The following is a 23,033-nucleotide window of genomic DNA, read 5'->3' on the forward strand; positions in this document are numbered from 1 at the left end:
GGGGTGGGGGGGGTTGCCCCCCGGGGGGGGGGGGGGGGCGGCGGGGGGGGGGGGCCCCGGGTCGGGGGGTTCCCCGGGGTAACCGGGGGGTTTACCCGGGGGGGGGGGGGGGGGGGGTGGTTTCCCCCCTCCCCTCCCCCTGTCCACCCCCTGACGGCAACCGCGCGCGCGGGCGTCACTCTCCTGGGGGAACCTTGCCAACTCGGCTGGATTTCCAGGTGGTTGCCTGGCATATGCTCACGCCGAACACGAACTGAAAAACGTTCGGCCCCCGGCCGGGACTGGCATCCCGATCGAGGGCCTGACCAACGAGGAAGTAGACCCTTCCTGATGGATACCCCATACCCTAGCGCGCCCCGCGCGCACACCGGCGTCGTCCACCACAACACGCCCCTGCCGGAGTCCGACTCCACGTCGGTCAGCACGGCCATGCTCCACCATCCCCAGCTCTCGTTCCTGGCGCGTGGCATCGGCGGCTACATCACGTCGCTGCCCGAAGGGGCCGAGATCACCATCCGCGCCCTCGCGAGCAAAGCCCGCGAAGGCGAGATCCGGGTGGCCGGCGCCCTGCGCGAACTGGAGTCCCAGGGGTACCTCGCACGGCGCCGCGTACGGCTCCCGGACGGCCGCCTGGTGACCCGCACGTCCTGGCACCGCGTTCCCGAGACACCGGCGGACGAGCAGCCGGCCCCCGACCCGGAGCCCGAGCCGGACCCCGCACCGGTCCCGGACCCGGATCCCGCGCCGGTCCCGGAGCCTGACCCCGCCCCGGAGCCCGAGCCCCAGCAAGACCCCGAGCCCGCCCCCGCACCCGCACCCGCCCCGGAGCCTGCGGCTCCCTCCGCCGCCGTCCACGAACCCGCCCCCGCGCCCCACCGGCAGGTCAGCCGCGCTTCCGTCCCGCAGCCGCAGCCGCAGCCGCAGCCGCAGCCGCAGCCGCAGCCCCCGCTCCCGCCGCAGCCCCAATCGCCACTCCCGCCGCCGCAGCCGTCCGCGCCCGACGACCGGGGCGCCCGGCTCCTCCGCTCGCTCTGCCTCGTGGACCTCCGGCTGACGCTGACGCCGCAGGAGGTCGTCCGGCTGGCGCCCGCCCTCGCCGGGTGGTTCGAGCGGGGACTGAGCGACGAGGCGATCACCGGTGTGCTCACGGCCCGCCTGCCGGAACCGCTGACCCACCCCGGCGGCCTGCTCGCCCACCGGCTGCGGCAACTGCTCCCACCGGCGCGCACACCGGAACCGCCGCCGATGACGCCCATGCCGCCCCCGCTGCCCACACCGGCCCCGCCGCCGATGCCGGGCGCCCCGCGCTGGGGCATGGTCATCCACGACGTGCCCGTCTTCGAGAGCTGCGACGACTGCGACCGCGCCATCCGGTCCTCCGCGCCCGGCCTCTGCCGCGACTGCGCCTCGGCCCGTGCCCGGCAGGTCGCCTGACGGCGTGTCGCTACTGCATTCGAAGAGGGGGCCGGGCGTGTCAGAGGAGACAGGGTGCCTCCCCGGCGCAGTCTGCTCGTATGACGAAGTCGTACTCGCTCCTCGGGATCGCCGCCTGCACCGTCGCCGCCACGCTGGCCACCGGCGTCCACCCCGCCGTCGCCGCCACGGTCGACGTCGGCAACCCCGTCTCCGGCAACAACGGCTTCGGCGTCGTGGTCGAGACCGACGCGCTGCTCGGCTCCACCGAGTCCGAGGGGCCCGTCGCGATCGGCGGCGACCTCGCGTACGGCGCCGGGTACAACGTCTCCCTCCACACCCCCGGCACCTTCAGGGTCGGCACCGACGCGCAGCCCACCGCGCTCCTCGTCGGCGGCCGGATCGACTACGCGGGCAGCAGCCCCGTCGGCGTGCTCAAGGTCCTCCAGAACGGCTACCTGAAGGTCGGCGACCTCACCGGCAGCCAGGTGGTCACCCAGGACTCCAACAGCGCCACCGTGAAGACCCAGGTCGTCGCCGCCGGGCAGGGCCACAACTCCACGCCCCGCATCGAGCTGACCGTCGAGCAGCCCGCGCTCTCCGTCGGCCCCCACCCCGGCCTGATGGACTTCACCGGCCTCTTCGCCTCCTACCGGGACCGCGCCGACGCGCTGGCGAGCTGCGTCGCGAACGTCGAGGTCCAGGACCCGGGCCGGATCACCCTCGACGGCGACCGCACCAACGTCCTCAAGCTGACCGGCGACGAGCTGAACGCCCTGTCCGAACTCACCTTCCTCGACCGCCCGACCGCCTCCGGCCCCCTCGTCATCGACGTGGACACGACGGCCACGGGCGGGGTGTTCACCTGGGACGTGCCCAACCTGGCGGGGGTGAGCGGCGACGACGCGCCCTTCATCCTCTGGAACTTCTCCGACGCGACCGCGATCACCATCGCCACCGGCGACTCCGTCGAGGGCACGATCTACGCGCCCCGCGCCCACGTCACGGACCTCGACCCCGCCAACATCGAGGGCGACATCGTCGCCAAGGCGCTGACGGCCGGACCGCTGGACGCGACGAGGGCGGCCGACGTGAACGCGGGCGAGATCCACCACTTCCCCTTCGCGGCGGACCTGAGCTGCGACGACGGCACCTCCCCGACCCCCACCCCGTCCCCCTCCACGAGCGAGCCCACCCCGTCGCCGTCCACGAGCGAGCCCACGCCCTCCCCCTCCACCAGCGAGCCCACGCCCTCCCCGACCACGACGGAGCCGTCCCCCGAGCCGTCCACGACGGAGCCCTCGACGGAGCCGGCCCCGGACCCCTCCACCACGGAGCCGTCCCCCGAGCCCTCCACGACCGAGCCGAGCGGCTACGGCGACGACGAACTGGCCGACAGCGGTACGAGCCCCGTCGTCTACGCCTCGGCCCTGCTCGCCTTGCTGTGCGCGGCGGGCGGTCTGCTCCTGGTGCGGCGCTTCAGGAGGCGCTGAGCCGGCGCCGCCACCCGGCTCCCAGCAGGACCAGGACCGACACCCCCGCCGCCGCGAGGCCGGCGGTGAGCCCCGGGGGACGGAAGGCGCAGCTCACGGTGGTCGTCCCCGCGATCCGTACGGCCAGCAGGCCCGCGTAGGGATCCGGTGCGCGGCCCTGGCAGGTCCAGCCGGGGATCGCGGGGGCGGCGACCACCGCCGTGCCGGCCGTCCCGTCCGGCAGGCGGGCGGTGAGGCCCGTCGCCGTGGTCTCGACGGAGACGGCGGACCGGGCCCGCAGGGCCGTCACCGCGTTCCGGAGGCGGTCGTGGTCCAGGCAGCGCAGCTCGGCCGGGCCCTTGCCGTCCGGGACCTCCGGGCGGGCGCCGGGGGTCTGGACGCCCAGGGACGCCATCGCCGCGCGGCGCCTGGGGCCGCCCCCGAGGAGCCCGACCGGGGCGCCGGTTCCGAGCCGGGCCTCACCCGTGCGCTCCGGGGCCCAGAGGAAGACCTCGGTGCCCACCGGGCAGGAACCGGGCTCCGCCGGGCGGGTGTACACCCCGGCGCCGAGGAGGAGTTCCTGGTTGCGGAAGGGGTCCCGGCCGAGGACGGGCGCGGCGCCCGGCGGCCGTACCGTCACGAGCGGCGGCACCGCCCCCGTCCGCACGACCTCGCCGTCCCGCCACCGCGCCCCGACCGCGAACAGGGCGTCCGTGACCGGGTTGTCGAGGCTCTGGAGGGCGCGGCCGCGGGAGGTCCAGCCGCCGCCGAGGGCGGTGAGGAGTTCGGTGAGGACGGCGGGGGTGTGGCTGCTGTAGTAGGCGGTGCCCTGGCCGCCCAGGAGCAGCGGGTCGTTGCCCGCGACGCGCGGGAGGCCGGAGTCGGTGCGGTACGCGGGCCAGCCGTCGGCCGCCGCGAGGGCCGCGGCCCGGCGCTCCTGTCCGGGGCCGTACGGCGGGTAGTCGTCGAGGTGCGCCAGGCGGCGGCGGTCCGCGTACGCCGTCGTCGCGGCGGCCTGGCCGAGCAGCGTGCCGGTGACGAGCAGCGCGGCGAGGACGGCGTACCCGCGGCGGCGGGGGAGCGCGAGCGCGCCGGCCACCGCGGCGAGGCCGGCGACGGCGAGGAGGAGCGCGGGGTGGGTGGCGAGCCGGCTCGGGAGGGCGGCGGCGGTGAGCGCGAGGACCACCGCGCAGCCCGCCGCGAGCGGGCGCCGGCCGGGCGGTCCGTGGGCGAGGCCGGCGTACCCGGCGATCACCAGGAGGCCGGCGAGGACGAAGGTCTGGCGGTACGGGCTGCCGTTCGGCGTGGCGAAGAGGTGCCACACCAGGTGAGTCCGTCCCCACTGGAAGGAGACGGCCGCGGCGAGGACGAGTCCGGTCCACACCCACCGCTCCCGGCCCGGCACCTCCCGCCGGAAGGCGAGCGTCGCCGCGAGCAGCAGCACCGGTGTGGCCACGAACGCGGCCGGGGTGGAGAAGCCGTACGTCCCCGGAAGCAGCCGCGCCAGCACGTCCGCCGCGCCCGCCGCCTCGAACTCCCGGACGACGCCCGGGTGCGCCTGCCGGGTGGAGAGGAGGACGGGGACGAGGACGGGCGCGGCCAGGCCCACCCCGAGCACCACCGAGCCGGCGGCCCGGAGCGGCGCCCGGAGCCGGAAGGGGCCCGCCGTCGCGAGGCGCGCGAGCAGGAAGAGGCCCGCGCCGAGCGTCGCCATGTACGCGGTGTAGAAGTTCGCCGTCCAGCAGACCGCCGCCGTCAGGACGGAGAGCAGGGGGCGGACGCCCTCGCGGGCCCACTCCGCGACCAGGCACAGCAGCGGGAAGGCGATCAGTCCGTCCAGCCACATCGGGTTGTACGCGCCCTCCACCAGCGACCAGCCGCACAGGGCGTACCCGGCGCCGAGCACGGGCGGCCACCAGCGGGCGGGGACGGTGGAGATCCGGCGGAGGAGGAAGGCGGTCGCGGCCGCCGCGAGGGCCGTCTTCAGGAGGGTCAGGGCGTAGACGGCGTACTCGATGTCCGCGCGCGGGGCCAGTGCCACCAGCGGGGCCAGCGGGCTCGACAGGTAGGTGCCGTAGTCGGGGAGGAAGCCGGTGCCCCCGCCCGCCCGCCAGTTGAGCGTGATCCCGCCGTCGGCGCGGCCGTGCAGCAGGTCCCACAGGTGGGCGTGGAAGGGGACGAACTGGTTGGCCAGGTCGTTGACGGACCGGTGGCGCGGACCGAAGGGGAAGATCCGGGCCGCCGCGTCCCCGGCGCAGACGGCGGCGACGGCGAGCAGTCCGGCCAGGGCGCAGGCGGCGGCCGTGGCGCGGCGCGTGGACTTCGGGGCCGGGTCCGGGCAAAGCGTGGAGGGCGGGGCGGTGCGCAGGACAGTTCGCATGGCGGTTCGAATATCGCAGCGCCGGAGCGGCGGAGGACGGCCACCGCGGGGCAGTTCACGCAATGGTCGCCCGGTCGTCACCCCGCCGGGGCGGGCGGGTCACCGGCCTGCCTTTGGGTGTCGGATGTGCTGCTCTCTCTCGTCGTCCCCTGCTTCAACGAGGAGGACGTCCTCGCCCGCTTCCACACCCATGTGACGAAGGAACTCAAGGCCCTGAAGGGCGAGTTCGAGATCGTCTACGTGGACGACGGAAGCCGCGACCGGACCCTCCCGATCCTGCGGGACCTCGCCGCCGCCGACCCCGCGCGGGTCCGCTTCGTCTCCTTCAGCCGCAACTTCGGCAAGGAGGCCGCCATGCTCGCCGGGCTCCGGCACGCGGCGGGCGACGCCGTCGTGATCATGGACGCCGACCTCCAGCACCCGCCGGAGCTGGTGCACCGCATGGTCGCGCTGCACGCCGAGGGGTACGACCAGGTCGTCGCCCGCCGCACCCGCGAGGGCGACCGGGTCACCCGTACCCTCACCGCCCGCCTCTACTACCGGGCGATCAACCGGCTCGTCGACGTCGAACTCGTCGACGGCGTGGGCGACTTCCGGCTGCTCTCCCGCCGCACGGTCGACGCGATCCTCGGCCTCGGCGAGTACAACCGATTCTCCAAGGGGCTCTTCTCCTGGGTCGGCTTCCGGACCACGACCTTCGCCTACGAGAACGCGGTGCGCGAGGAGGGCCGGTCCAAGTGGACCTTCGGCAAGCTCCTCAACTACGGCCTCGACGGCCTCCTCTCCTTCAACAACAAGCCGCTGCGCGCCGCCGTCTACCTCGGCCTGCTGCTCGTCTCCCTCGCCCTCGCCTACGCCGGCTGGATCGTCGCCGACGCCCTCGCCCACGGCGTCGACACGCCCGGCTACGTCACCCTCCTCGTCGCCGTCACCGCCCTCGCCGGCGTCCAGATGGTCATGGTCGGCCTGATCGGCGAGTACGTCGGCCGCATCTACTACGAGGTCAAGCGCCGTCCCCACTACCTGGTGGCCGAGACGCACGCGGGCCGCGACAGGGACGGCGCGCGGGCCGACACCCCGGCGGCGGGTGCCTCGTTGTGGGAGACGGTCGTCCGGAAGTGACCCCCGTGACGCGGTGACGGGCAAGTTGTCGCCGCGAAGTAGTGGCTACGGTCCCGGCGACTCCCTACCATCGATCACCGCAAGGTCGTCCAACTGACGCACGACCAGCCCGGGAGGCTCCTTTGCACCGCCGCGACCGCCGCCACGACCGCTCCGCACGCCGCCGCACCGCGCTTGCCCTCTCCGCCGCGCTCCTCGCCGCGGCTCCACTGCTCACCGCGTGCGGCGGCGACGCCCATCCGGGGGCGGCGGCCGTCGTGGGGGGCGAGCGCATCGACGTCTCCAGCCTCCAGGCCCAGGTGAAGGCGGCCCGGGACGCGCAGTCCTCGTCCCCGCAGTCCGCCCAGCTGATCGCCGCCACCGGGGATCTCGGCCGGCAGAAGCTCAACGGCATGATCTTCGACCGGATCCTCGGCAAGGTCGCCGCCGACCAGGGCGTCTCCGCCACCCGCGCCGAGCTCCAGGAGACCCGCGAGGCGTTCGTCCGCGACAACGGCGGCGAGGAGGGCCTGGCGGCCGTCCTGCTCCAGCAGCAGGGCGTGGCCCCCGGCCAGATCGACGACGTCGTCCGGCGCAACGTCCTCATGACGAAGATCGTCGAGAAGCTGGGGATCACCGAGACCCCCGAGGGCCAGCAGAAGCTCCAGGAGCTCTTCGCCGCCGCGTCGAAGTCCCTCGACATCGACGTGAACCCGCGCTACGGCGCCTGGGACGACACCAGGGTCCAGCTCGACACCGGCGCCGAGACGGCACCCTGGCTGGTCAGGGTCACCAAGGACCAGGCCGCGGCCGGCGCGGAACAGCTTCCGGGCTGACCCCGGCCCCGGGGTAGGTTCGGGGGGTGAACTCCGTGAACCCCGGCCGGGTCGTCCTGCTCACCGCCAGCCACCGGGTGGCGCCGGGACTGCTGTCCTGGCCCGCCTGGCAGGCGCTGCGCGGCGCCGACCGGGTCCTCTGCCCCGACGAGCACCACCCCCAGCTGCCGTACCTGCGGGAGGCGGGCGTCTCCGTCGAGCACGTCCGCCCCACCGCCGAGGAGCTGGTCGCCGCCTGCGCCGGCGGCCGCACCGTCCTGGTCCTGCCCTCCGGTGAGGGCGACCGCGCCCTCACCGACGGGCTCGCCCGGCTCGCCGGCTCCGGCCGCACCGCCATGCCCGACCTGGAGCTGCTGCCCGGCTCGTACGACCTGCCCGGCGCCCGCCTGCTCGACCTCGTCCAGGTCATGGACCTCATCCGGCGCGAGTGCCCCTGGTCCTCGCTCCAGACGCACCAGGGCCTCGCCAAATACGCCATCGAGGAGGCGTACGAACTGGTCGAGGCGATCGAGGCCGGCGACCGGCACGAGCTGCGCGAGGAGCTCGGAGACGTCCTCCTCCAGGTCGTCTTCCACGCGCGGATCGCCGAGGAGGACGCCGAGGAGCCGTTCTCCGTCGACGACGTGGCCGGCGCCCTCGTCGAGAAGCTGGTCCAGCGCCACCCGCACATCTTCGGCGACGAGACCGCCGAGACCCCCGAGGACGTCCGCGCCCACTGGCTGCGCGCCAAGGCCGTCGAGAAGGGCCGGGAGTCCGTGACCGACGGGGTGCCCGTCGGCCAGCCCGGCCTCGCGCTCACCGCGAAGCTCGCGAGCCGGGTGCGCACGGCCGGCCTCGACGTGCCGCTCCCGCAGGGCCCCGGCATCGGCTACGAGCTGCTGGCCCTCGCGGCCCGCGCGGAGGCCGAGGGCGTCGATCCCGAGGCGGCGCTGCGGGCGGCGGCCCGGGCGTTCCGGGACGCGATCAGAGGGGTGGAGGGGCTGTGAGGGACCGTTTCCTGAAGCGGCTGCGCAGGCCGCCGTCGAAGGAGCGGGACATCGAGGTGTTCCTCTGCTTCGGCATGGCGATGATGCTGTCGCTGGAGAGCGATCTGTGGGACTGGCTGCGGCCGCTCGCCTGGCTGGCGGCGCTCTGGTACGCCGAGGAACTGCTCCGCAGGGCCGTCTGGCGCCGCAGGGCGCGCCGCGCGGCCGTCTAGTCCCCGCGCGGGGCGCGGGCGGCCGGGTCGTGCCAGCGGATCGCCGGGGGGCTCAGGAGCCATTCGGCGCGGGTGGCCGGGCGGGTGGAGAAGCGGCCGACCGGCGGGAGGGCGTCGTGGCGGGTGCGGGCCGGGTCGGCGCCCAGCTCCTCCAGGACCTCGGAGACCTCGGTGAGGAAGCCGGGCGGGCCGGCCAGGTAGACGTCGTGGTCCGGCCAGCGGCCGCAGGACCGCAGCGCGGTGAGCAGGCGCTCGGTGGCCTGGTCGCGGGGGTGGCGGGGGGCCGAGGCGATGTACGTGACGCTCAGGCCGGGGAGCCGGGCGGCCAGCCGGTCCAGCTCCTCGCGCCCGTAGAGATACTCGCGGGAGCGGGCCACCGCGAAGACGCGGCCCTCCGCGTCCGGGTCGGAGCCGGCCGCCTCCTCCAGCAGGGCCCGTACCGGCGCCCAGCCCGTACCGGCGCATATATAGGTGCGGAGCGCGCCGGGCGCCGTGCGGGAGACCGCCGCGCCGCCGGCCGCGCTCAGCCGCAGCGTCTCGCCCGGGCGGACCTCGTCCACCAGGGCCGTGCTCATCGCCCCGCCGGGGATGCGGCTCACGTGCAGGTCGAGCGTGCCGTCCTCGCGGGGCGCGTTGCCGAGGGAGTACGTGCGCCACACCCGCGGGACCCGGAGCGAGCTGACGCCGGCGTACTGGCCGGGGAGATAGGGGTACGGCCTGCGGGGGCGGAGGGTGAGCACGGCCAGGTCGTCGTCGTGCCGCTCGTGTCCGACGACGTCCGCGTCCCACCAGGCGGGCTCCCCGGCGGCCGTGGACTCCTCGGCGCCCGCCAGCATCAGGTCGGCGACCCGCCCGTACGCCTCCGACCACGCCTTCTCCGCCTCGACCGTCCACACCGCCCCCGCGGTGTGCGCGAAGGCGGCGAGCAGGCTCTCGCCGACCGCCGCGTAGAGGGCGGGGGAGGCGAGGAACTTGCGGTGGTCGCGGCCGAGGCGGCCCAGATAGGCGTCGAGCCCGGGGTCGTCCAGCGAGGTCACGACGTGGGTGAGCGCGGCGAACAGCCGGTCGCGCTGCGGGACCATGTCCTCGGGGAAGAGCGCACGTACGCCGGGGTTGCGCCAGAAGAGGTGCGAGTAGAAGTACGTGACGGCGTGTTCGGCCCGTCTCTCGACGACCGCGAACGTGCTTCTGAGCAAGGGGAGGTCCACGCGGGAAATGTAGGGCACGGGCCGTCACGGCGTGGTCACCTGCCGCTGATCACGTCAGGTCGGCCGGCGGGGCGCGGAGGACCGGACGGTACGGTCACGGGGTGAGTGAAGGACCCGCACCGATGCCCGATACGCCCGGAACTCCCGGTACGAGCCCCGCGCCGGCCTCCTGTCCCGTCGGCGGTGCCGCGGGCGGGCCGGTGCCCGAGCTGTTCAGCTGGGAGTTCGCGACCGATCCCTACCCGGCGTACGCCTGGCTGCGGGAGCACGCGCCGGTGCACCGGACCACCCTCCCCAGCGGGGTCGAGGCGTGGCTCGTCACCCGGTACGCGGACGCCCGCCAGGCCCTCGCCGACCAGCGGCTCTCGAAGAACCCGGTGCACCACGCCGAGCCGGGCAAGACCGGCATTCCGGGCGAGCGCAGCGCCGGCCTGATGACCCACCTCCTCAACATCGACCCGCCGGACCACACCCGGCTGCGGCGCCTGGTGTCGAAGGCGTTCACCCCGCGCCGCGTCGCCGCCTTCGCGCCGCGCGTGCAGGAGCTGACCGACCGGCTCATCGACGACTTCGTGGCGCGCGGGAGCGCCGACCTCATCCACGAGTTCGCCTTCCCGCTGCCCATCTACGCCATCTGCGACATGCTGGGCGTCCCCGCCGAGGACCAGGACGACTTCCGGGACTGGGCCGGGATGATGATCCGGCACGGCGGGGGCCCGCGGGGCGGCGTCGCGCGGTCGGTGAAGAAGATCCGCGGATACCTCGCGGAGCTGATCCACCGGAAGCGCGAGGGCCTGCGGGAGGACGGGGCCGACGACCTCATCTCCGGGCTCATCCGCGCCTCGGACCACGGCGACCACCTCACCGAGGCCGAGGCCGTCGCGATGTGCTTCGTGCTCCTCTTCGCCGGCTTCGAGACCACCATCAACCTCATCGGCAACGGCGCCTACGCCCTGCTGCGGAACCCGGAGCAGCGCGCCCTCCTCCAGGCGTCGCTCGCCGCCGGGGAGACCGGGCTCCTGGAGACGGGCGTCGAGGAGCTGCTGCGGTACGACGGCCCGGTGGAGCTGGCGACCTGGCGGTACGCGACCACCGGTCTGACCCTCGGCGGGCAGGCGATCCCGGCGGGCGACCCGGTCCTCGTCGTCCTCGCGGCCGCCGACCGCGACCCGGACCGCTTCGGCGCGCCGGACACCCTCGACCTCGCCCGCAGGGACAACCAGCACCTCGGGTACGGGCACGGCATCCACTACTGCCTGGGCGCGCCGCTCGCCCGCCTGGAGGGGCAGACCGCGCTCGCCACCCTCCTGACCCGCCTTCCGGACCTGCGACTTGGGGTCGATCCGGAGGAACTGCGGTGGCGCGGCGGGCTCATCATGAGGGGGTTGCGCACGCTTCCGGTGGAGTTCACCCCATCCGCACCCCCGCAGGGCGGGTGACGGTGTGTCAGAAATGTGATCTTCACGTGATCGGGAAGCCATCGACTTGTGACGGACGTTCGAATGCGGCTACCTTCGCGCCAGCGTTCGGCCGGAACCCGGCCGTCCCTGCCGTCCCTGCCGTCACGCGAAAGGCCCCGACATGCTTTCCGGAAACGGACGACACCGTCGACCCCGTCAGGCTCCCGCGATCGTCGTCACCGCGGGAGTGACCGGATCCGCCATGGCGCTGCCGCTGCTCGCCGCCGGATCCGCCTCCGCCGCCGACGCGGCCACCTGGGACCGGGTCGCCGCCTGCGAGTCCGCCGGCCAGTGGAGCGCCAACTTCGGCAACGGCCAGTACGGCGGCCTCCAGATGACGCAGGAGGCGTGGGAGCGGCACGGCGGACTCGCCTACGCCCCCAGCCCCGACCTCGCCAGCCGCGCGCAGCAGATCACCGTGGCCGACAAGGCGCTCTCCTCCGGCAGCACCGACTGGGCCACCTGCGCCCCCATCGCCGGGCTCACCGACGACGGCAGGGCGACCGGCGTGCAGCCGGGCCCGGCCGTCCAGCAGGAGAACGAGGGCGGCCTGGCCCCCGAGTCGAACTGGACCGGCGGCACGGACACCGCCGCGAGCGCCGACGCGGGCGAGAAGGCGGAGAAGCCCGCCGCACCCGCCGCGAAGACCACGGCGCCCGCCGAGCGGGCCGAGGAGGCGGAGCAGGCCGCCGGCGAGGCGGAGACCGCCCCGGCCACGCCCACGAAGCCCGCGGCCCCGAAGACGCCCGCCGCGCCCACCACGCCGGCCTCCGAGGGAACCGCCACGCCGCCGTCGACGACCGCCCCGGACGCCTCCACGGGCACGCCGGACGCCTCCACGGGCGCCCCCGGCACCACCGCGCCCGGCACGCCGGTCACGCCTCCGGACGGCTCGGAGGCCCCCGAGACCCCCGTCGCGCCCGAGGGGTCCACCACCCCGGAGACCCCCGGTACGGACGGGGCTGACGAGTCGTCGGCCACGCCCGGGACGGGCAAGCACCGGGGCGAGGCCGCCCCGGAGGAAACCGACAAGACGGACACTGAGCAGGAATCCGGGCGACATGCCGCAGCTGCGGACAAGGTCACCTCAATCCCCGTCAACTCGGACGCAAGCGACGCCTACACCGTGCGGCCGGGTGACAGCCTGTCGGAGATTGCGCAGGAGAACGATCTCGCCGGCGGCTGGGACGCCCTCTATGACGCCAACCGCCATACGGTCGGCACCGATCCGGATCTCATCCTCCCTGGTCAGAGCCTTGAGCTGGTGACTCCTTCCGCAGAGAAGTGAGGTCGTTTCAGGGCTGTATGTCCGATTTTGGGAAAGTGAGACATGGGTCTCTTCGCCCCAACTGGCGTGTCACGTCCGCAAACTTTGCTTCCGTCAGCTCTCACCTGGGCAAACGAGGTCTGACGGAGTGCAAGTAAGGGCGTTTTGTCCGTCGTAAGGCCCTTTGAACTTCGAGCAGGTGTATGTCTACGGTCATCACCGCTCGCCACCGCGGGCCCCGTCGACCGAAACGCCGAGTCCTGCCGTCGGCCGCCGGGAATTGTCGTCGCGAAAGCGCCGCAGGCAGGAGTGGGGGACCCAAGGTTCGTGCCGGTCCCGGCCGTCGACCACGACGGCCGGACGACCGGCTAGGGGTGAAGCCGCGCGCTAGGACGCGTGGCCGGGCGAACTCTTCAAGCCCGAACCCGACAGCTCACCTCACAGGCGTCGGTGAAGAGGAAACTCCATGCTGTTCTCCGGCACGGGCAAGCGCCGTCGTCCCTCCAAGGCCACTCGCGTCGTCGCCCTCGTCGGCGTCACCGGTGCGGCCGTCGCCGCCCCGCTGATGGCCGCCGGCACCGCCTCGGCCGCCACCGCCTCCGAGTGGGACCGCGTCGCCCAGTGCGAGTCCGGTGGCAACTGGTCCATCAACACCGGCAACGGCTACTACGGCGGCCTCCAGTTCTCGGCCTCCACCTGGGCCGCGTACGGCGGCACCGCCTACGCCCCCACCGCCAACCAGGCCAGCAAGTCGCAGCAGATCGCCGTCGCTGAGAAGGTCCTCGCGGGCCAGGGCAAGGGCGCGTGGCCGAGCTGCGGCGTGGGCCTCTCCTCCGCCTCCTACGACGGCGGCTCCGCCGAGGCTGCCCCGCAGCAGAGCACCCAGCAGCAGAGCGCCCCGCAGCAGAGCACCCAGCAGAGCGCCCCCAAGCGCTCCGCCGAGCAGCCGACCACCCGCAGCGAGCAGCGCCAGGCCCCGAAGGCCCAGCCCGCGCCGCAGGCCGCCGCCAAGAAGACCGTCACCACCCCGACCGGCAAGAAGGTCAAGAAGGGCGACGGCGAGTACAAGGTCGTGGCCGGCGACACCCTCAGCAAGATCGCCGACGCCCGTGGCGTCGAGGGCGGCTGGGCGAAGCTCTTCGAGCTCAACAAGGACGTCGTCGAGGACGCCGACCTGATCTACCCGGGCCAGCAGCTCCACCTGAAGTGAGGCCCCCGGCACCGGTGAGTCCGGCGGCTTTCCGGTGCCCGACGACCCTCCCGCGGTGACCACCCCGGTCCCGAGCCCCTTCCCCCGTGGCTCGGGACCGGGGTTCTGCCGTTACTGTCCAGTAGATCCCGGGTCTTTCGTCCCCCCATGCATGCTCTTGGGCCCTTTTTCGTCCCAGGGGACGGGCGGTCGGCGGGCGGGAGCGCCGGAGCCGGTTAGGCTCTTGTCGCAAGGCGAACGAGACCTTGCGACCCATGCGTCACACCTAGCGTCACATCCCAGAAGGAGATGCTCGTGCCGTCCATCGACGTCGTCGTAGCCCGGGAAATCCTGGACTCCCGAGGCAACCCCACGGTCGAGGTCGAGGTCGGCCTCGACGACGGCAGCACCGGTCGTGCTGCCGTGCCGTCCGGTGCCTCCACCGGTGCGTTCGAGGCCCTGGAGCTCCGCGACGGTGACCAGAACCGCTACCTCGGCAAGGGTGTCGAGAAGGCCGTCCTCGCCGTCATCGAGCAGATCGGCCCGGAGCTCGTCGGCTACGACGCCACCGAGCAGCGCCTGATCGACCAGGCCATGTTCGACCTGGACGCCACCCCGGACAAGTCCTCGCTCGGCGCCAACGCCATCCTCGGCGTCTCCCTCGCCGTCGCGCACGCCGCCTCCGAGGCCAGCGACCTCCCCCTCTTCCGCTACCTCGGCGGCCCGAACGCGCACCTGCTGCCCGTTCCGATGATGAACATCCTCAACGGTGGGTCGCACGCCGACTCCAACGTCGACATCCAGGAGTTCATGATCGCCCCGATCGGCGCGGAGTCCTTCTCCGAGGCCCTGCGCTGGGGCACCGAGGTCTACCACACCCTCAAGTCCGTCCTGAAGACCAAGGGCCTCTCCACCGGCCTCGGCGACGAGGGCGGCTTCGCCCCGAACCTCGGCTCCAACCGTGAGGCGCTCGACCTCATCCTGGAGGCCATCAAGCAGGCCGGCTACGTGCCCGGCAAGGACGTCGCCCTCGCCCTGGACGTCGCCGCCTCCGAGTTCTACAAGGACGGCAAGTACCTCTTCGAGGGCAAGGAGCGCTCCGCCGCCGAGATGACGGAGTACTACGAGGAGCTCGTCTCCGCGTACCCGCTCGTCTCCATCGAGGACCCGCTCTTCGAGGACGACTGGGCCGGCTGGAACGTCATCACCGAGCGCCTCGGCGACAAGGTCCAGCTCGTCGGCGACGACCTCTTCGTCACCAACCCCGAGCGCCTCGCCCGCGGCATCGAGGAGAAGTCCGCCAACGCCCTCCTGGTGAAGGTCAACCAGATCGGCTCGCTGACCGAGACCCTCGACGCCGTCGAGCTCGCCCAGCGCAGCGGCTTCAAGTGCATGATGTCCCACCGCTCCGGCGAGACCGAGGACGTCACCATCGCCGACCTCGCCGTCGCCACCAACTGCGGCCAGATCAAGACCGGCGCCCCGGCCCGCTCCGAGCGCGTCGCCAAGTACAACCAGCTGCTGCGCATCGAGGAGATCCTCGACGACGCCGCCGTGTACGCCGGCCGCAGCGCCTTCCCGCGCTTCAAGGGCTGATCGCGGGGGCGACCAGCCCCGGCACCGTAGTTCCGTCCGTCCCCGCACCCGGTCCCGTACCGTGTGCGGGGACGCACGTTTGAGGGACACCGGACATCAGGGGAGGCGACACGACATGGCCGTCAAGGACCGGGACCGGTTCTCCACCGCGACCCGGATCAGGCTGCTCGGCGAGCAGACCGCCGCCCGTGTCTACCGCTCCCAGACCCGGCGCCAGGCCCGGCGCTCCCGGCTCACCGGCCGCGCCGCCTTCCTCGCCCTCGTCGTCTGCTCCCTCGTCGTCGCCCTCGCCTACCCGATAAGGAGCTACGTCTCCCAGCAGGGCGAGATCGCCGACCAGGAGCGCAAGGCCGCCGAGGCCGCCCGGCGGGTCGAGGAGCTGCGGGACGAGAAGGCCCGCCTCCAGGACCCCGCCTACGTCCGCCGCCTCGCCCGCGAACACCTCCACTACGTGCTCCCCGGCGAGACCGGCTTCACCGTGAACGACCCCGGGGCCGCCGACCGCCCCCGCGCCGACCAGGGCACGGCGGACCGACCCTGGTACGACAACCTCTGGGACGGCGTCGACAACGCCGACCGCCACTGACCGACCCGACTCAGGATCCACGATGGAAACGCCCCCTCCGCAGACCGCAAGCACCGAGCCCACCGAGGCGGACGTCGCCGCGTTCGAGGCGCAGCTCGGCCGGCCGCCCCGTGGCCTCCGCGCCATCGCGCACCGCTGCCCCTGCGGCAACCCGGACGTCGTCGAGACCGCGCCCCGGCTGCCCGACGGCACCCCCTTCCCGACCACGTACTACCTCACCTGCCCCCGGGCGGCCTCGGCCATCGGCACCCTGGAGGCCAACGGGGTCATGAAGGAGATGCAGGCCCGGCTCGCCACCGACCCGGAGCTCGCCGACGCCTACCGCGCCGCGCACGAGGACTACCTCGCCCGCCGCGACGCCATCGAGGTCCTGGAGGGCTTCCCCAGCGCCGGCGGCATGCCCGACCGCGTGAAGTGCCTGCACGTCCTCGTCGGCCACTCGCTGGTCGCCGGCCCGGGCGTCAACCCCTTCGGCGACGAGGCCCTCGCGATGCTCCCCGAGTGGTGGGCCAAGGGCCCGTGCGTGACGCCGTGCGCCGACAAGGAAGAGGAGAAGGGCGAGTGACCCGGGTCGCCGGAATCGACTGCGGAACCAACTCCATCCGCCTCCTCGTCGCCGACGTCCACCCGGAGACCGGGGAGCTCGTCGAGCTGGACCGGCGGATGACGATCGTCCGGCTAGGCCAGGGCGTCGACAGGACCGGCCGGCTCGCCCCCGAGGCGCTGGAGCGGACCTTCGCCGCCTGCCGCGCCTACGCGGAGGTCATCCGGGAGCTCGGCGCCGAGCGGATCCGCTTCGTCGCCACCTCCGCCTCCCGCGACGCCGAGAACCGGCAGGACTTCGTCGACGGGGTCGTCGCGATCCTGGGCGTCGAGCCCGAGGTGATCACCGGCGACCAGGAGGCCGCGTTCTCCTTCACCGGCGCCACCGGCGAGCTGCCGGACTCGGAGTCGTACCTCGTCGTCGACATCGGCGGCGGCTCCACCGAGTTCGTCACCGGCAACCGGCACGTCGAGGCCGCCCGCTCCGTCGACATCGGCTGCGTCCGGCTCACCGAGCGGCACGTCCGCCACGACCCGCCGACCGCCGAGGAGGCCGAGGCGATCCGCGCCGACGTCCGCGCCGCCCTCGACCTCGCCGCCGAGACCGTCCCGCTCGACACCGCCCGGACCCTCGTCGGCCTGGCCGGCTCCGTCACCACGGTCGCCGCCATCGCCCTCGGGCTCCCCGAGTACGACTCCGGGAAGATCCACCACGCCCGGATCCCCGCCGGCCAGGTCGCCGCGGTCACGAGCCGGCTGCTCGCCTCCACCCACGACGAGCGGGCCGCGATCCCCGTCGTCCACCCCGGCCGGGTGGACGTCATCGTGGCCGGCGCGATCGTGCTCCAGGAGATCGTCGAGCGCGTCGGAGCCGCCGAGGTCGTGGTCAGCGAGCACGACATCCTCGATGGGATCGCCCTATCCGTCGCATAGAAGCCCCCTATCGAGGGGTCCGGCGACAGCCCGTCGGAAAAGCTTCGTGAAGTTCTTCACAAGGAAAAGGGCCCTGATGGCGCCGGAGGAGGGTCTTTGGGCCTTCCGAGGGGGTCATCAGGGCCCTTTCGCAGGTGCGGAGGGCACTTCGCTCGAAGTTTCCATCGTGTGAACGGGCCCCTTGGTTCAGCGTTAACGGGGGCTCTCCAGGCCAGTTCAGCGGCGGTGAACAACGTTCACCAGTGCATTCCGGTTCCTTTGCACGACCATGACGTGGATCACGTGGGCGGCGGAGTGTAGCAGAGCACCCCGGGAAGCTTGTGAAGGGGCGCACGAGGTGACCCCCCGGGGTGGGTGGATACTCGATGGCATGAGCACCACGGAGCGTCCCAGGATCCTCATCGTAGGCGGCGGGTACGTTGGCCTGTACGCCGCGCGGCGCATCCTCAAGAAGATGCGCTATGCCGAGGCGACCGTCACGGTCGTCGACCCCCGGTCGTACATGACCTACCAGCCCTTCCTCCCCGAAGCCGCCGCCGGCAGCATCTCGCCGCGCCACGTCGTCGTCCCGCTGCGACGCGTCGTGCGCGGAGCCGAGGTGCTCACCGGCCGGGTCACCACCATCGACCAGGACCGCAAGGTCGCCACGATCGCGCCGCTCGTCGGCGAGGCGTACGAGCTGCCGTTCGACTACCTGGTCATCTCGATGGGTGCCGTCTCCCGCACCTTCCCGATCCCCGGCCTCGCCGAGCAGGGCATCGGCATGAAGGGCATCGAGGAGGCCATCGGGCTGCGCAACCACGTCCTGGAGCAGCTGGACAAGGCCGACTCGACCACCGACGAGGAGGTCCGCCGCAAGGCCCTGACCTTCGTCTTCGTCGGCGGTGGCTTCGCCGGCGCCGAGACCATCGGCGAGGTCGAGGACATGGCCCGCGACGCCGCGAAGTACTACCAGAACGTCTCGCGCGAGGACATGCGCTTCGTCCTGGTCGACGCGGCCGACAAGATCCTCCCCGAGGTGGGCCCCAAGCTCGGCCAGTACGGCAAGGAGCACCTGGAGTCCCGCGGCATCGAGATCTACCTGGAGACCTCCATGGACTCCTGCGTGGACGGCCACGTCGTGCTCAAGAACGGCCTCGAGGTCGACTCCAACACCATCGTGTGGACCGCCGGCGTCAAGCCGAACCCGGCCCTCGCCCGCTTCGGTCTGCCGCTCGGCCCCCGCGGCCACGTGGACTGCAACGAGAAGCTCCAGATCAAGGGCATGCCCTACGCCTGGGCCGCCGGCGACAACGCCCAGGTCCCGGACCTCGCCGCGATCAAGGCCGGCGTCCCGGCCGAGCGTGCCTGGTGCCCGCCGAACGCCCAGCACGCCCTGCGCCAGGCCAAGGTCCTCGGCGACAACGTGGTGTCCGGCATGCGCGGCTTCGAGCAGCGCGCGTACAGCCACGCCAACAAGGGCGCCGTGGCCGGCCTCGGCCTCCACAAGGGCGTGGCCATGATCGTCATGGGCAAGTTCAAGATCAAGCTCAAGGGCCGTCTCGCCTGGTACATGCACCGTGGCTACCACGGCATGGCGATGCCGACCTTCAACCGCAAGATCCGCGTCTTCGCCGACTGGACCCTCGGCATGTTCCTCAAGCGCGAGGTCGTCTCGCTCGGCGCCATGGAGACGCCGCGCGAGGAGTTCTACGAGGCCGCCAAGCCCGCCCCGGCCCCCGCCGCGGCCAAGGCGGCCCCGGAGAAGGCCAAGGCCTCGTAACACCTCCGCCAGGAGCTCAGCAGTACCCCCGCAGTACCTCAGCAGTGCCGAAGGGCCGTCCGTCATCCGTGGTGCGGACGGCCCTTCGGCGTGTTTTGCACACTCCTTGCGTCGCGGCGGGATGGGAAATCCCTACCGACGGTGTTCCCTTGGTGACGGACAAGTCTGGGGCAAGGACCACGGAGGTGTGTCACCATGGCCGACGCCGCGACGCGGCTCGCGACTCTCGCCGAGGAACTGCTGGGCACTCCCCTCCCGGTGCGGCTGCGCGCCTGGGACGGCAGCGAGGCCGGCCCGCCGGGCCGCGGCCCCGTGCTGGTGATCCGGGACCGCAGGGCGCTGCGCCGCATGATGTGGAAGCCCGGCGAACTGGGCCTGGCCCGCGCCTGGGTGGCCGGCGAGATCGACGTCGAGGGGGACCTGTACGAGGCCCTGGACCGGCTCTCCGGGCTGATCTGGGAGCGGGCCGAGGAGTCCGGCGGCCTGCTCGCCTCCGTACGGGATCCGCGGATCCGGGCCGCCGCCGCGAGCCTGGTCCGGCTGGCCGGCCCGCTGCCGCCGCCGAAGCCGCCCGTCGAGGAGGCCAGGGGCCGCAGCGGCGGGCGGCACAGCAGGCGCCGCGACAAGCAGGCGATCAGTCACCACTACGACGTGGGCAACGACTTCTACGCACTGGTGCTCGGCCCGTCGATGGTCTACTCGTGCGCCTACTGGACGGACGGCGGCACGCTGGAGGACGCCCAGCGGGACAAGCTCGACCTCATCGCCCGCAAGCTCGCCCTGAAGGAGGGCGACCGGCTGCTCGACGTGGGCTGCGGCTGGGGCTCGATGGCGATCCACGCGGCCCGCGAGTACGGCGCCCGGGTCGTCGGCATCACCCTCTCCCGCGAGCAGGCCGCCTTCGCCCGCAAGCGGATCGCCGAGGAGGGGCTCACCGACCGGATCGAGATCCGGGTCCAGGACTACCGGGACGTGCCCGACGGCCCGTTCGACGCGATCTCCTCCATCGGCATGGCCGAGCACGTGGGCGCGGAGCAGTACCGGGAGTACGCCGACCTCCTGCACGGCCTCCTGAAGCCCGGCGGGCGGCTCCTGAACCACCAGATCTCGCGCCGCCCCGAGCCCGACGAGGAGGCGTACCGGATCGACCCCTTCATCGACGCGTACGTCTTCCCCGACGGCGAACTGGCCCCGATGGGCCGCACCCTGACGACCCTGGAGGACGCGGGCTTCGAGGTCCGGGACGTCGAGGCGATCCGGGAGCACTACGCCCTGACGCTGCGCCGCTGGGTGGCGAACCTGGAGCGGGACTGGGACCGGGCGGTCCGGCTGGTCTCGCCGGGCCGGGCCCGGATCTGGCGGCTCTACATGGCGGCCTCGGCGGTCTCCTTCGAGCGCAACCGGATCGGTGTGAACCAGTTCCTGGCGGTCAGGACGCCGGTGTCGGGGAGGAGCGGACTGCCGCTGCGGACGCGGGAGTGGACGGAGTAGGGAAAAAGGGGAGAGGGCCGGGGTTCCCGTGGGAACCCCGGCCCTCTTCGCTCGTGCCGCGGGCCTACTCGGCCTTGATGGCGGTGAGCATGTTCAGGCGGGCGGCGCTGCGGGCCGGCCAGAGCGAGGCCAGCACGCCGACCAGGGCGGCGAGGAGCAGGAAGATCCCGACTCGGCCCCAGGGCAGGACGAGGGCGTACTCCGGCATGGCCGACTCGAAGGTCTTGCCGATGGCCCAGGCGAGGAAGGTGCCGAGGCCGATGCCGACGATGGCGCCGAAGACCGAGATCACCACGGCCTCCAGGCGGACCATCCGCTTCACCCGGCGCCGGTCGAGGCCGATCGCCCGGATCATGCCGATCTCCTGCTGGCGCTCGAAGACGGACATCGCGAGGGTGTTGACGACGCCGAGGACGGCGATGATCAGGGCCATCGCGAGCAGGCCGTACATGATGTTCAGCATCAGGTTGATCTGGCCGCCGAAGGTGTCGCGGATGTCCTTCTCGTCCATGACGGAGATGGCCGGGTTGTCGCCCATGGCCTTGGTCAGGGCCTGCTCGTGGGCGTCGCTCGGGCCGCCCTCGGTCGCGACGAAGATCTGCGGGATGTACTTCTCGGGGTCGTGCGCGTCGAGGATCTTCGTGTCGACGAGGACGGGGGAGAGGAACTCGCTGTCCTTGTAGACGGCGCCGACCGTCAGCGTCCCCTTCTTCTTGTCCAGGAACTCGACCGGGACGGAGGCGCCGACCTTCAGGCCGCGCGTGGCGGCGGTCTTCTCGGCCACCGCGATCTGCCCGTCGGCGAGGGTGCCGAGGGAGCCGTTGACGACGTCGATCTTCAGGACCTTCTCGACGTCGCCGGGGGTGACGCCGGAGGCGGAGACGTACGAGCCCTTGATGTCGAGGGCGCCGGCCTGCTGCGGGGAGACCGCGGTGACGCCCGGGGTCTTCTCCAGGGCCGTCAGGGCCTCTTGGGAGAGGCCGTCGCCGCTGGCCATGGAGACCATGTAGTCGGCCTTGATCTGTTCGACCGTCATCCGGTCCAGGGCCTGGCCGGCGCTGACGCCGATCACGGTGAGGCCGGTGACCAGGGTGAGGCCGATGGCGAGCGCGGAGGCGGTGGCGCCGGTGCGGCGCGGGTTGCGGACCGCGTTGAGGCCGGCGAGCTTCCCGGCGACCCCGAAGACCTTCACGAAGAAGGGGCGGATCAGGGCGATCACGGGCCGGGACAGGAAGGGGATGAGGATGATGACGCCGATGAGGGTGGTGAAGGCACCGCCCGCGATGACCATGCGGCCCGTCTCGCCGCCGCTGTTGGCGCCGAGCACGATCAGCACCGCGCCGATCGCGGTGATCGCGGCACCGATCGAGTTCCGCACGACGAGCGACTTGGCGTTCGGGGTGGAGTGGACGCTGTTCATGGCCGCGACCGGCGGGATCTTCGCGGCGCGGCGGCCCGGCAGCCAGGCGGCGAGCACGGTGATGACGACACCGACGCCGAAGGCGGCGAGGACCGGGGTGGCGCCCAGCACCAGATCGCCGCCCGGGACCTTCATGTCGAAGGCGGCCATGCCGGAGCGCAGGCCCACGGCGAGCCCGATGCCGAGCAGGTAGCCGACCGCGGAGGCCACGATGCCGACGATGCCGGCCTCGGCCAGGACGGAGCGGGTGATCTGCTTGCGCGAGGCACCGACCGCGCGCATCAGGGCCAATTCCTTGGTGCGCTGGGCGACCAGCATGGTGAAGGTGTTGGAGATCAGGAAGACGCCGACGAAGAGCGCGATGCCGGCGAAGCCGAGCAGCATCTGGTTGAGGGTGCCGAGGCCGGACTCGATCTCGCGGGCCTGCTGGTCGGCCAGAGCCTGGCCGGTCTGTGCGGTGGCCGCCTTCGGGACGACCTTCAGCACCTCGTCGCGGAGCTTGTCGGCGTCGGTGCCGGCGGCTGCCGAGACGTTCATGTCGGAGTAGTAGCCCGGCTTCAGGTACAGCTTCTGGGCGACCGGGGTGTCGAAGACGACGAGGCTGCCGCCGGCGTTGACGGCGCCGTCCTCGGTGGTGAAGACACCGGAGAGGGTGTACTCCTTCACCGGGCCGTTGGTGGCGACGCGGATCCGGTCGCCGACCTTGTAGCCGCCCTTGTCGGCGGACTCCTTGTCGAGCGCGACCTGGCCGGCGGCGGTGGGGCCGGCGCCGGAGGTGAACGCGAGGGCCGGGTCCTTGCCGTCCGGGCCGGGGGCGAAGTTGGTGCCCTTGTTGGACCAGCCGCTGCCGATCAGCTTGCCCTTCGCGTCCGGCACGCCGGCGAAGCCGTCGACGCGCGGCTGGACGCCGGTGACGCCGTCGAGCTTCGCGACCTTGTCGACGGTGGCCCGGGAGAGGCCGGGGTTCTTCGCGGCCTCCTCCGGGTTCGGGCGGAGGCTGACGGCGACGGCCACGTCGTCGTAGCTCTTCGCGGACTGGCCGCGGAAGGCCTGGGAGAGGGTGTCGGTGAAGACGAGGGTGCCGGAGACGAAGGCCACGCCGAGCATCACGGCGAGCACGGTCATCAGCAGCCGCGCCTTGTGCGCGAGGACGTTGCGCAGGGCGGTACGGAACATGG

The 23,033-nt window shown here is 72.9% G+C and carries 18 protein-coding genes and 1 riboswitch; of the genes, 15 read left to right on the top strand and 3 right to left on the bottom strand.

Translation table 11 applies throughout. The features are described 5' to 3' along the window. Positions 1-330: 330 nt before the first annotated feature. Both ACFYT9_RS36825 and ACFYT9_RS36830 read left to right on the top strand, forming a co-directional pair. Entirely contained in the window at positions 331-1,434 is a 1,104-nt protein-coding gene (locus ACFYT9_RS36825) for a hypothetical protein (protein ID WP_389171008.1), read from the top strand. A gap of 80 nt (positions 1,435-1,514) precedes the next feature. Further along, on the top strand, positions 1,515-2,906 hold the full coding sequence (locus ACFYT9_RS36830) for a collagen-binding domain-containing protein (protein WP_389171011.1): 1,392 nt from the start codon (positions 1,515-1,517) through the stop codon (positions 2,904-2,906). Here ACFYT9_RS36830 and ACFYT9_RS36835 read toward each other — a convergent pair. Then, the gene (locus tag ACFYT9_RS36835) at positions 2,893-5,265 is read right to left on the bottom strand and encodes a YfhO family protein (protein ID WP_389171013.1); all 2,373 of its coding nucleotides are present in this window, start codon (positions 5,263-5,265) and stop codon (positions 2,893-2,895) included. The genes ACFYT9_RS36830 and ACFYT9_RS36835 overlap by 14 nt on opposite strands. Before the next feature lie 126 nt (positions 5,266-5,391). Here ACFYT9_RS36835 and ACFYT9_RS36840 point away from each other — a divergent pair, with 126 nt between their 5' ends. The 4 genes from ACFYT9_RS36840 to ACFYT9_RS36855 all read left to right on the top strand — a co-directional run bounded on the left by ACFYT9_RS36840 (position 5,392) and on the right by ACFYT9_RS36855 (position 8,400). Continuing rightward, complete coding sequence (locus ACFYT9_RS36840) at positions 5,392-6,387, top strand: glycosyltransferase family 2 protein (protein ID WP_376596656.1); 996 nt, start codon at positions 5,392-5,394, stop codon at positions 6,385-6,387. Between the two features lie 122 nt (positions 6,388-6,509). Beyond that, positions 6,510-7,202 carry a SurA N-terminal domain-containing protein gene (locus tag ACFYT9_RS36845; RefSeq protein WP_376596657.1) on the top strand — a complete coding sequence of 231 codons (693 nt, stop codon included), beginning with the start codon at positions 6,510-6,512 and terminating at the stop codon, positions 7,200-7,202. Between the two features lie 26 nt (positions 7,203-7,228). Beyond that, positions 7,229-8,188, top strand: a complete 960-nt coding sequence (locus ACFYT9_RS36850) for a nucleoside triphosphate pyrophosphohydrolase (protein ID WP_389171017.1) — start codon at positions 7,229-7,231, stop codon at positions 8,186-8,188. After that, positions 8,185-8,400, top strand: a complete 216-nt coding sequence (locus tag ACFYT9_RS36855; protein ID WP_389171020.1) for a hypothetical protein — start codon at positions 8,185-8,187, stop codon at positions 8,398-8,400. Before ACFYT9_RS36850 ends, ACFYT9_RS36855 begins: the two co-directional genes overlap by 4 nt. Here the strand turns inward: ACFYT9_RS36855 and ACFYT9_RS36860 are convergent. Continuing rightward, positions 8,397-9,608 (bottom strand): globin domain-containing protein, encoded by a 1,212-nt coding sequence (locus tag ACFYT9_RS36860; RefSeq protein ID WP_376596663.1) that lies wholly within the window; start codon positions 9,606-9,608, stop codon positions 8,397-8,399. The two genes, ACFYT9_RS36855 and ACFYT9_RS36860, sit on opposite strands and share 4 nt — an antisense overlap. A 122-nt stretch (positions 9,609-9,730) precedes the next feature. On the opposite strand from ACFYT9_RS36860, the gene ACFYT9_RS36865 reads away from it, so the two are divergent. The 9 genes from ACFYT9_RS36865 (at position 9,731) to ACFYT9_RS36905 (ending at position 20,435) form a co-directional block, all read left to right on the top strand. Continuing rightward, positions 9,731-11,047 carry a cytochrome P450 gene (locus tag ACFYT9_RS36865; RefSeq protein ID WP_376596665.1) on the top strand — a complete coding sequence of 439 codons (1,317 nt, stop codon included), beginning with the start codon at positions 9,731-9,733 and terminating at the stop codon, positions 11,045-11,047. 208 nt (positions 11,048-11,255) lie between these two features. Then, entirely contained in the window at positions 11,256-12,356 is a 1,101-nt protein-coding gene (locus tag ACFYT9_RS36870) for a transglycosylase family protein (protein WP_389171023.1), read from the top strand. 264 nt (positions 12,357-12,620) lie between these two features. Next, a riboswitch (cyclic di-AMP (ydaO/yuaA leader) is annotated at positions 12,621-12,797 on the top strand. A gap of 4 nt (positions 12,798-12,801) precedes the next feature. Continuing rightward, positions 12,802-13,545: a transglycosylase family protein gene (locus tag ACFYT9_RS36875; RefSeq protein ID WP_389171025.1), complete on the top strand. Its 744-nt coding sequence runs from the start codon at positions 12,802-12,804 to the stop codon at positions 13,543-13,545. Positions 13,546-13,833: 288 nt separating this feature from the next. Then, positions 13,834-15,120: a phosphopyruvate hydratase gene (gene eno / locus ACFYT9_RS36880; RefSeq protein WP_376602951.1), complete on the top strand. Its 1,287-nt coding sequence runs from the start codon at positions 13,834-13,836 to the stop codon at positions 15,118-15,120. A 115-nt stretch (positions 15,121-15,235) separates the two neighbouring features. After that, entirely contained in the window at positions 15,236-15,706 is a 471-nt protein-coding gene (locus ACFYT9_RS36885) for a septum formation initiator family protein (protein ID WP_376602952.1), read from the top strand. Between the two features lie 22 nt (positions 15,707-15,728). Further along, the gene (locus ACFYT9_RS36890) at positions 15,729-16,271 is read left to right on the top strand and encodes a DUF501 domain-containing protein (protein WP_389171029.1); all 543 of its coding nucleotides are present in this window, start codon (positions 15,729-15,731) and stop codon (positions 16,269-16,271) included. Continuing rightward, positions 16,268-17,182, top strand: a complete 915-nt coding sequence (locus ACFYT9_RS36895; RefSeq protein WP_387271515.1) for an exopolyphosphatase — start codon at positions 16,268-16,270, stop codon at positions 17,180-17,182. The genes ACFYT9_RS36890 and ACFYT9_RS36895 overlap by 4 nt, the downstream gene beginning before the upstream one ends. Before the next feature lie 370 nt (positions 17,183-17,552). After that, a complete protein-coding gene (locus ACFYT9_RS36900; RefSeq protein ID WP_376602955.1) occupies positions 17,553-18,944 on the top strand; it encodes an NAD(P)/FAD-dependent oxidoreductase in 1,392 nt (463 codons plus the stop codon). A 195-nt stretch (positions 18,945-19,139) separates the two neighbouring features. After that, positions 19,140-20,435: a class I SAM-dependent methyltransferase gene (locus ACFYT9_RS36905; protein WP_389171033.1), complete on the top strand. Its 1,296-nt coding sequence runs from the start codon at positions 19,140-19,142 to the stop codon at positions 20,433-20,435. Positions 20,436-20,499: 64 nt separating this feature from the next. Here the strand turns inward: ACFYT9_RS36905 and ACFYT9_RS36910 are convergent, their stop codons facing one another. Further along, positions 20,500-23,031, bottom strand: a complete 2,532-nt coding sequence (locus ACFYT9_RS36910) for an ABC transporter permease (RefSeq protein WP_389171035.1) — start codon at positions 23,029-23,031, stop codon at positions 20,500-20,502. Between the last annotated feature and the right edge of the window lie 2 nt (positions 23,032-23,033).

The organism is Streptomyces sp. NPDC004435, from assembly GCF_042873895.1.
Taxonomy (GTDB): domain Bacteria; phylum Actinomycetota; class Actinomycetes; order Streptomycetales; family Streptomycetaceae; genus Streptomyces.

Coding starts and splice junctions, on each gene's coding strand:
- ACFYT9_RS36900 (WP_376602955.1), top strand. CDS start 17,553: ATGAGCACCACGGAGCGTCCCAGGATCCTCATCGTAGGCGGCGGGTAC.
- ACFYT9_RS36910 (WP_389171035.1), bottom strand. CDS start 23,031: ATGTTCCGTACCGCCCTGCGCAACGTCCTCGCGCACAAGGCGCGGCTG.
- ACFYT9_RS36830 (WP_389171011.1), top strand. CDS start 1,515: ATGACGAAGTCGTACTCGCTCCTCGGGATCGCCGCCTGCACCGTCGCC.
- ACFYT9_RS36885 (WP_376602952.1), top strand. CDS start 15,236: ATGGCCGTCAAGGACCGGGACCGGTTCTCCACCGCGACCCGGATCAGG.
- eno (WP_376602951.1), top strand. CDS start 13,834: ATGCTCGTGCCGTCCATCGACGTCGTCGTAGCCCGGGAAATCCTGGAC.
- ACFYT9_RS36825 (WP_389171008.1), top strand. CDS start 331: ATGGATACCCCATACCCTAGCGCGCCCCGCGCGCACACCGGCGTCGTC.
- ACFYT9_RS36905 (WP_389171033.1), top strand. CDS start 19,140: ATGGCCGACGCCGCGACGCGGCTCGCGACTCTCGCCGAGGAACTGCTG.
- ACFYT9_RS36890 (WP_389171029.1), top strand. CDS start 15,729: ATGGAAACGCCCCCTCCGCAGACCGCAAGCACCGAGCCCACCGAGGCG.
- ACFYT9_RS36875 (WP_389171025.1), top strand. CDS start 12,802: ATGCTGTTCTCCGGCACGGGCAAGCGCCGTCGTCCCTCCAAGGCCACT.
- ACFYT9_RS36835 (WP_389171013.1), bottom strand. CDS start 5,265: ATGCGAACTGTCCTGCGCACCGCCCCGCCCTCCACGCTTTGCCCGGAC.
- ACFYT9_RS36865 (WP_376596665.1), top strand. CDS start 9,731: ATGCCCGATACGCCCGGAACTCCCGGTACGAGCCCCGCGCCGGCCTCC.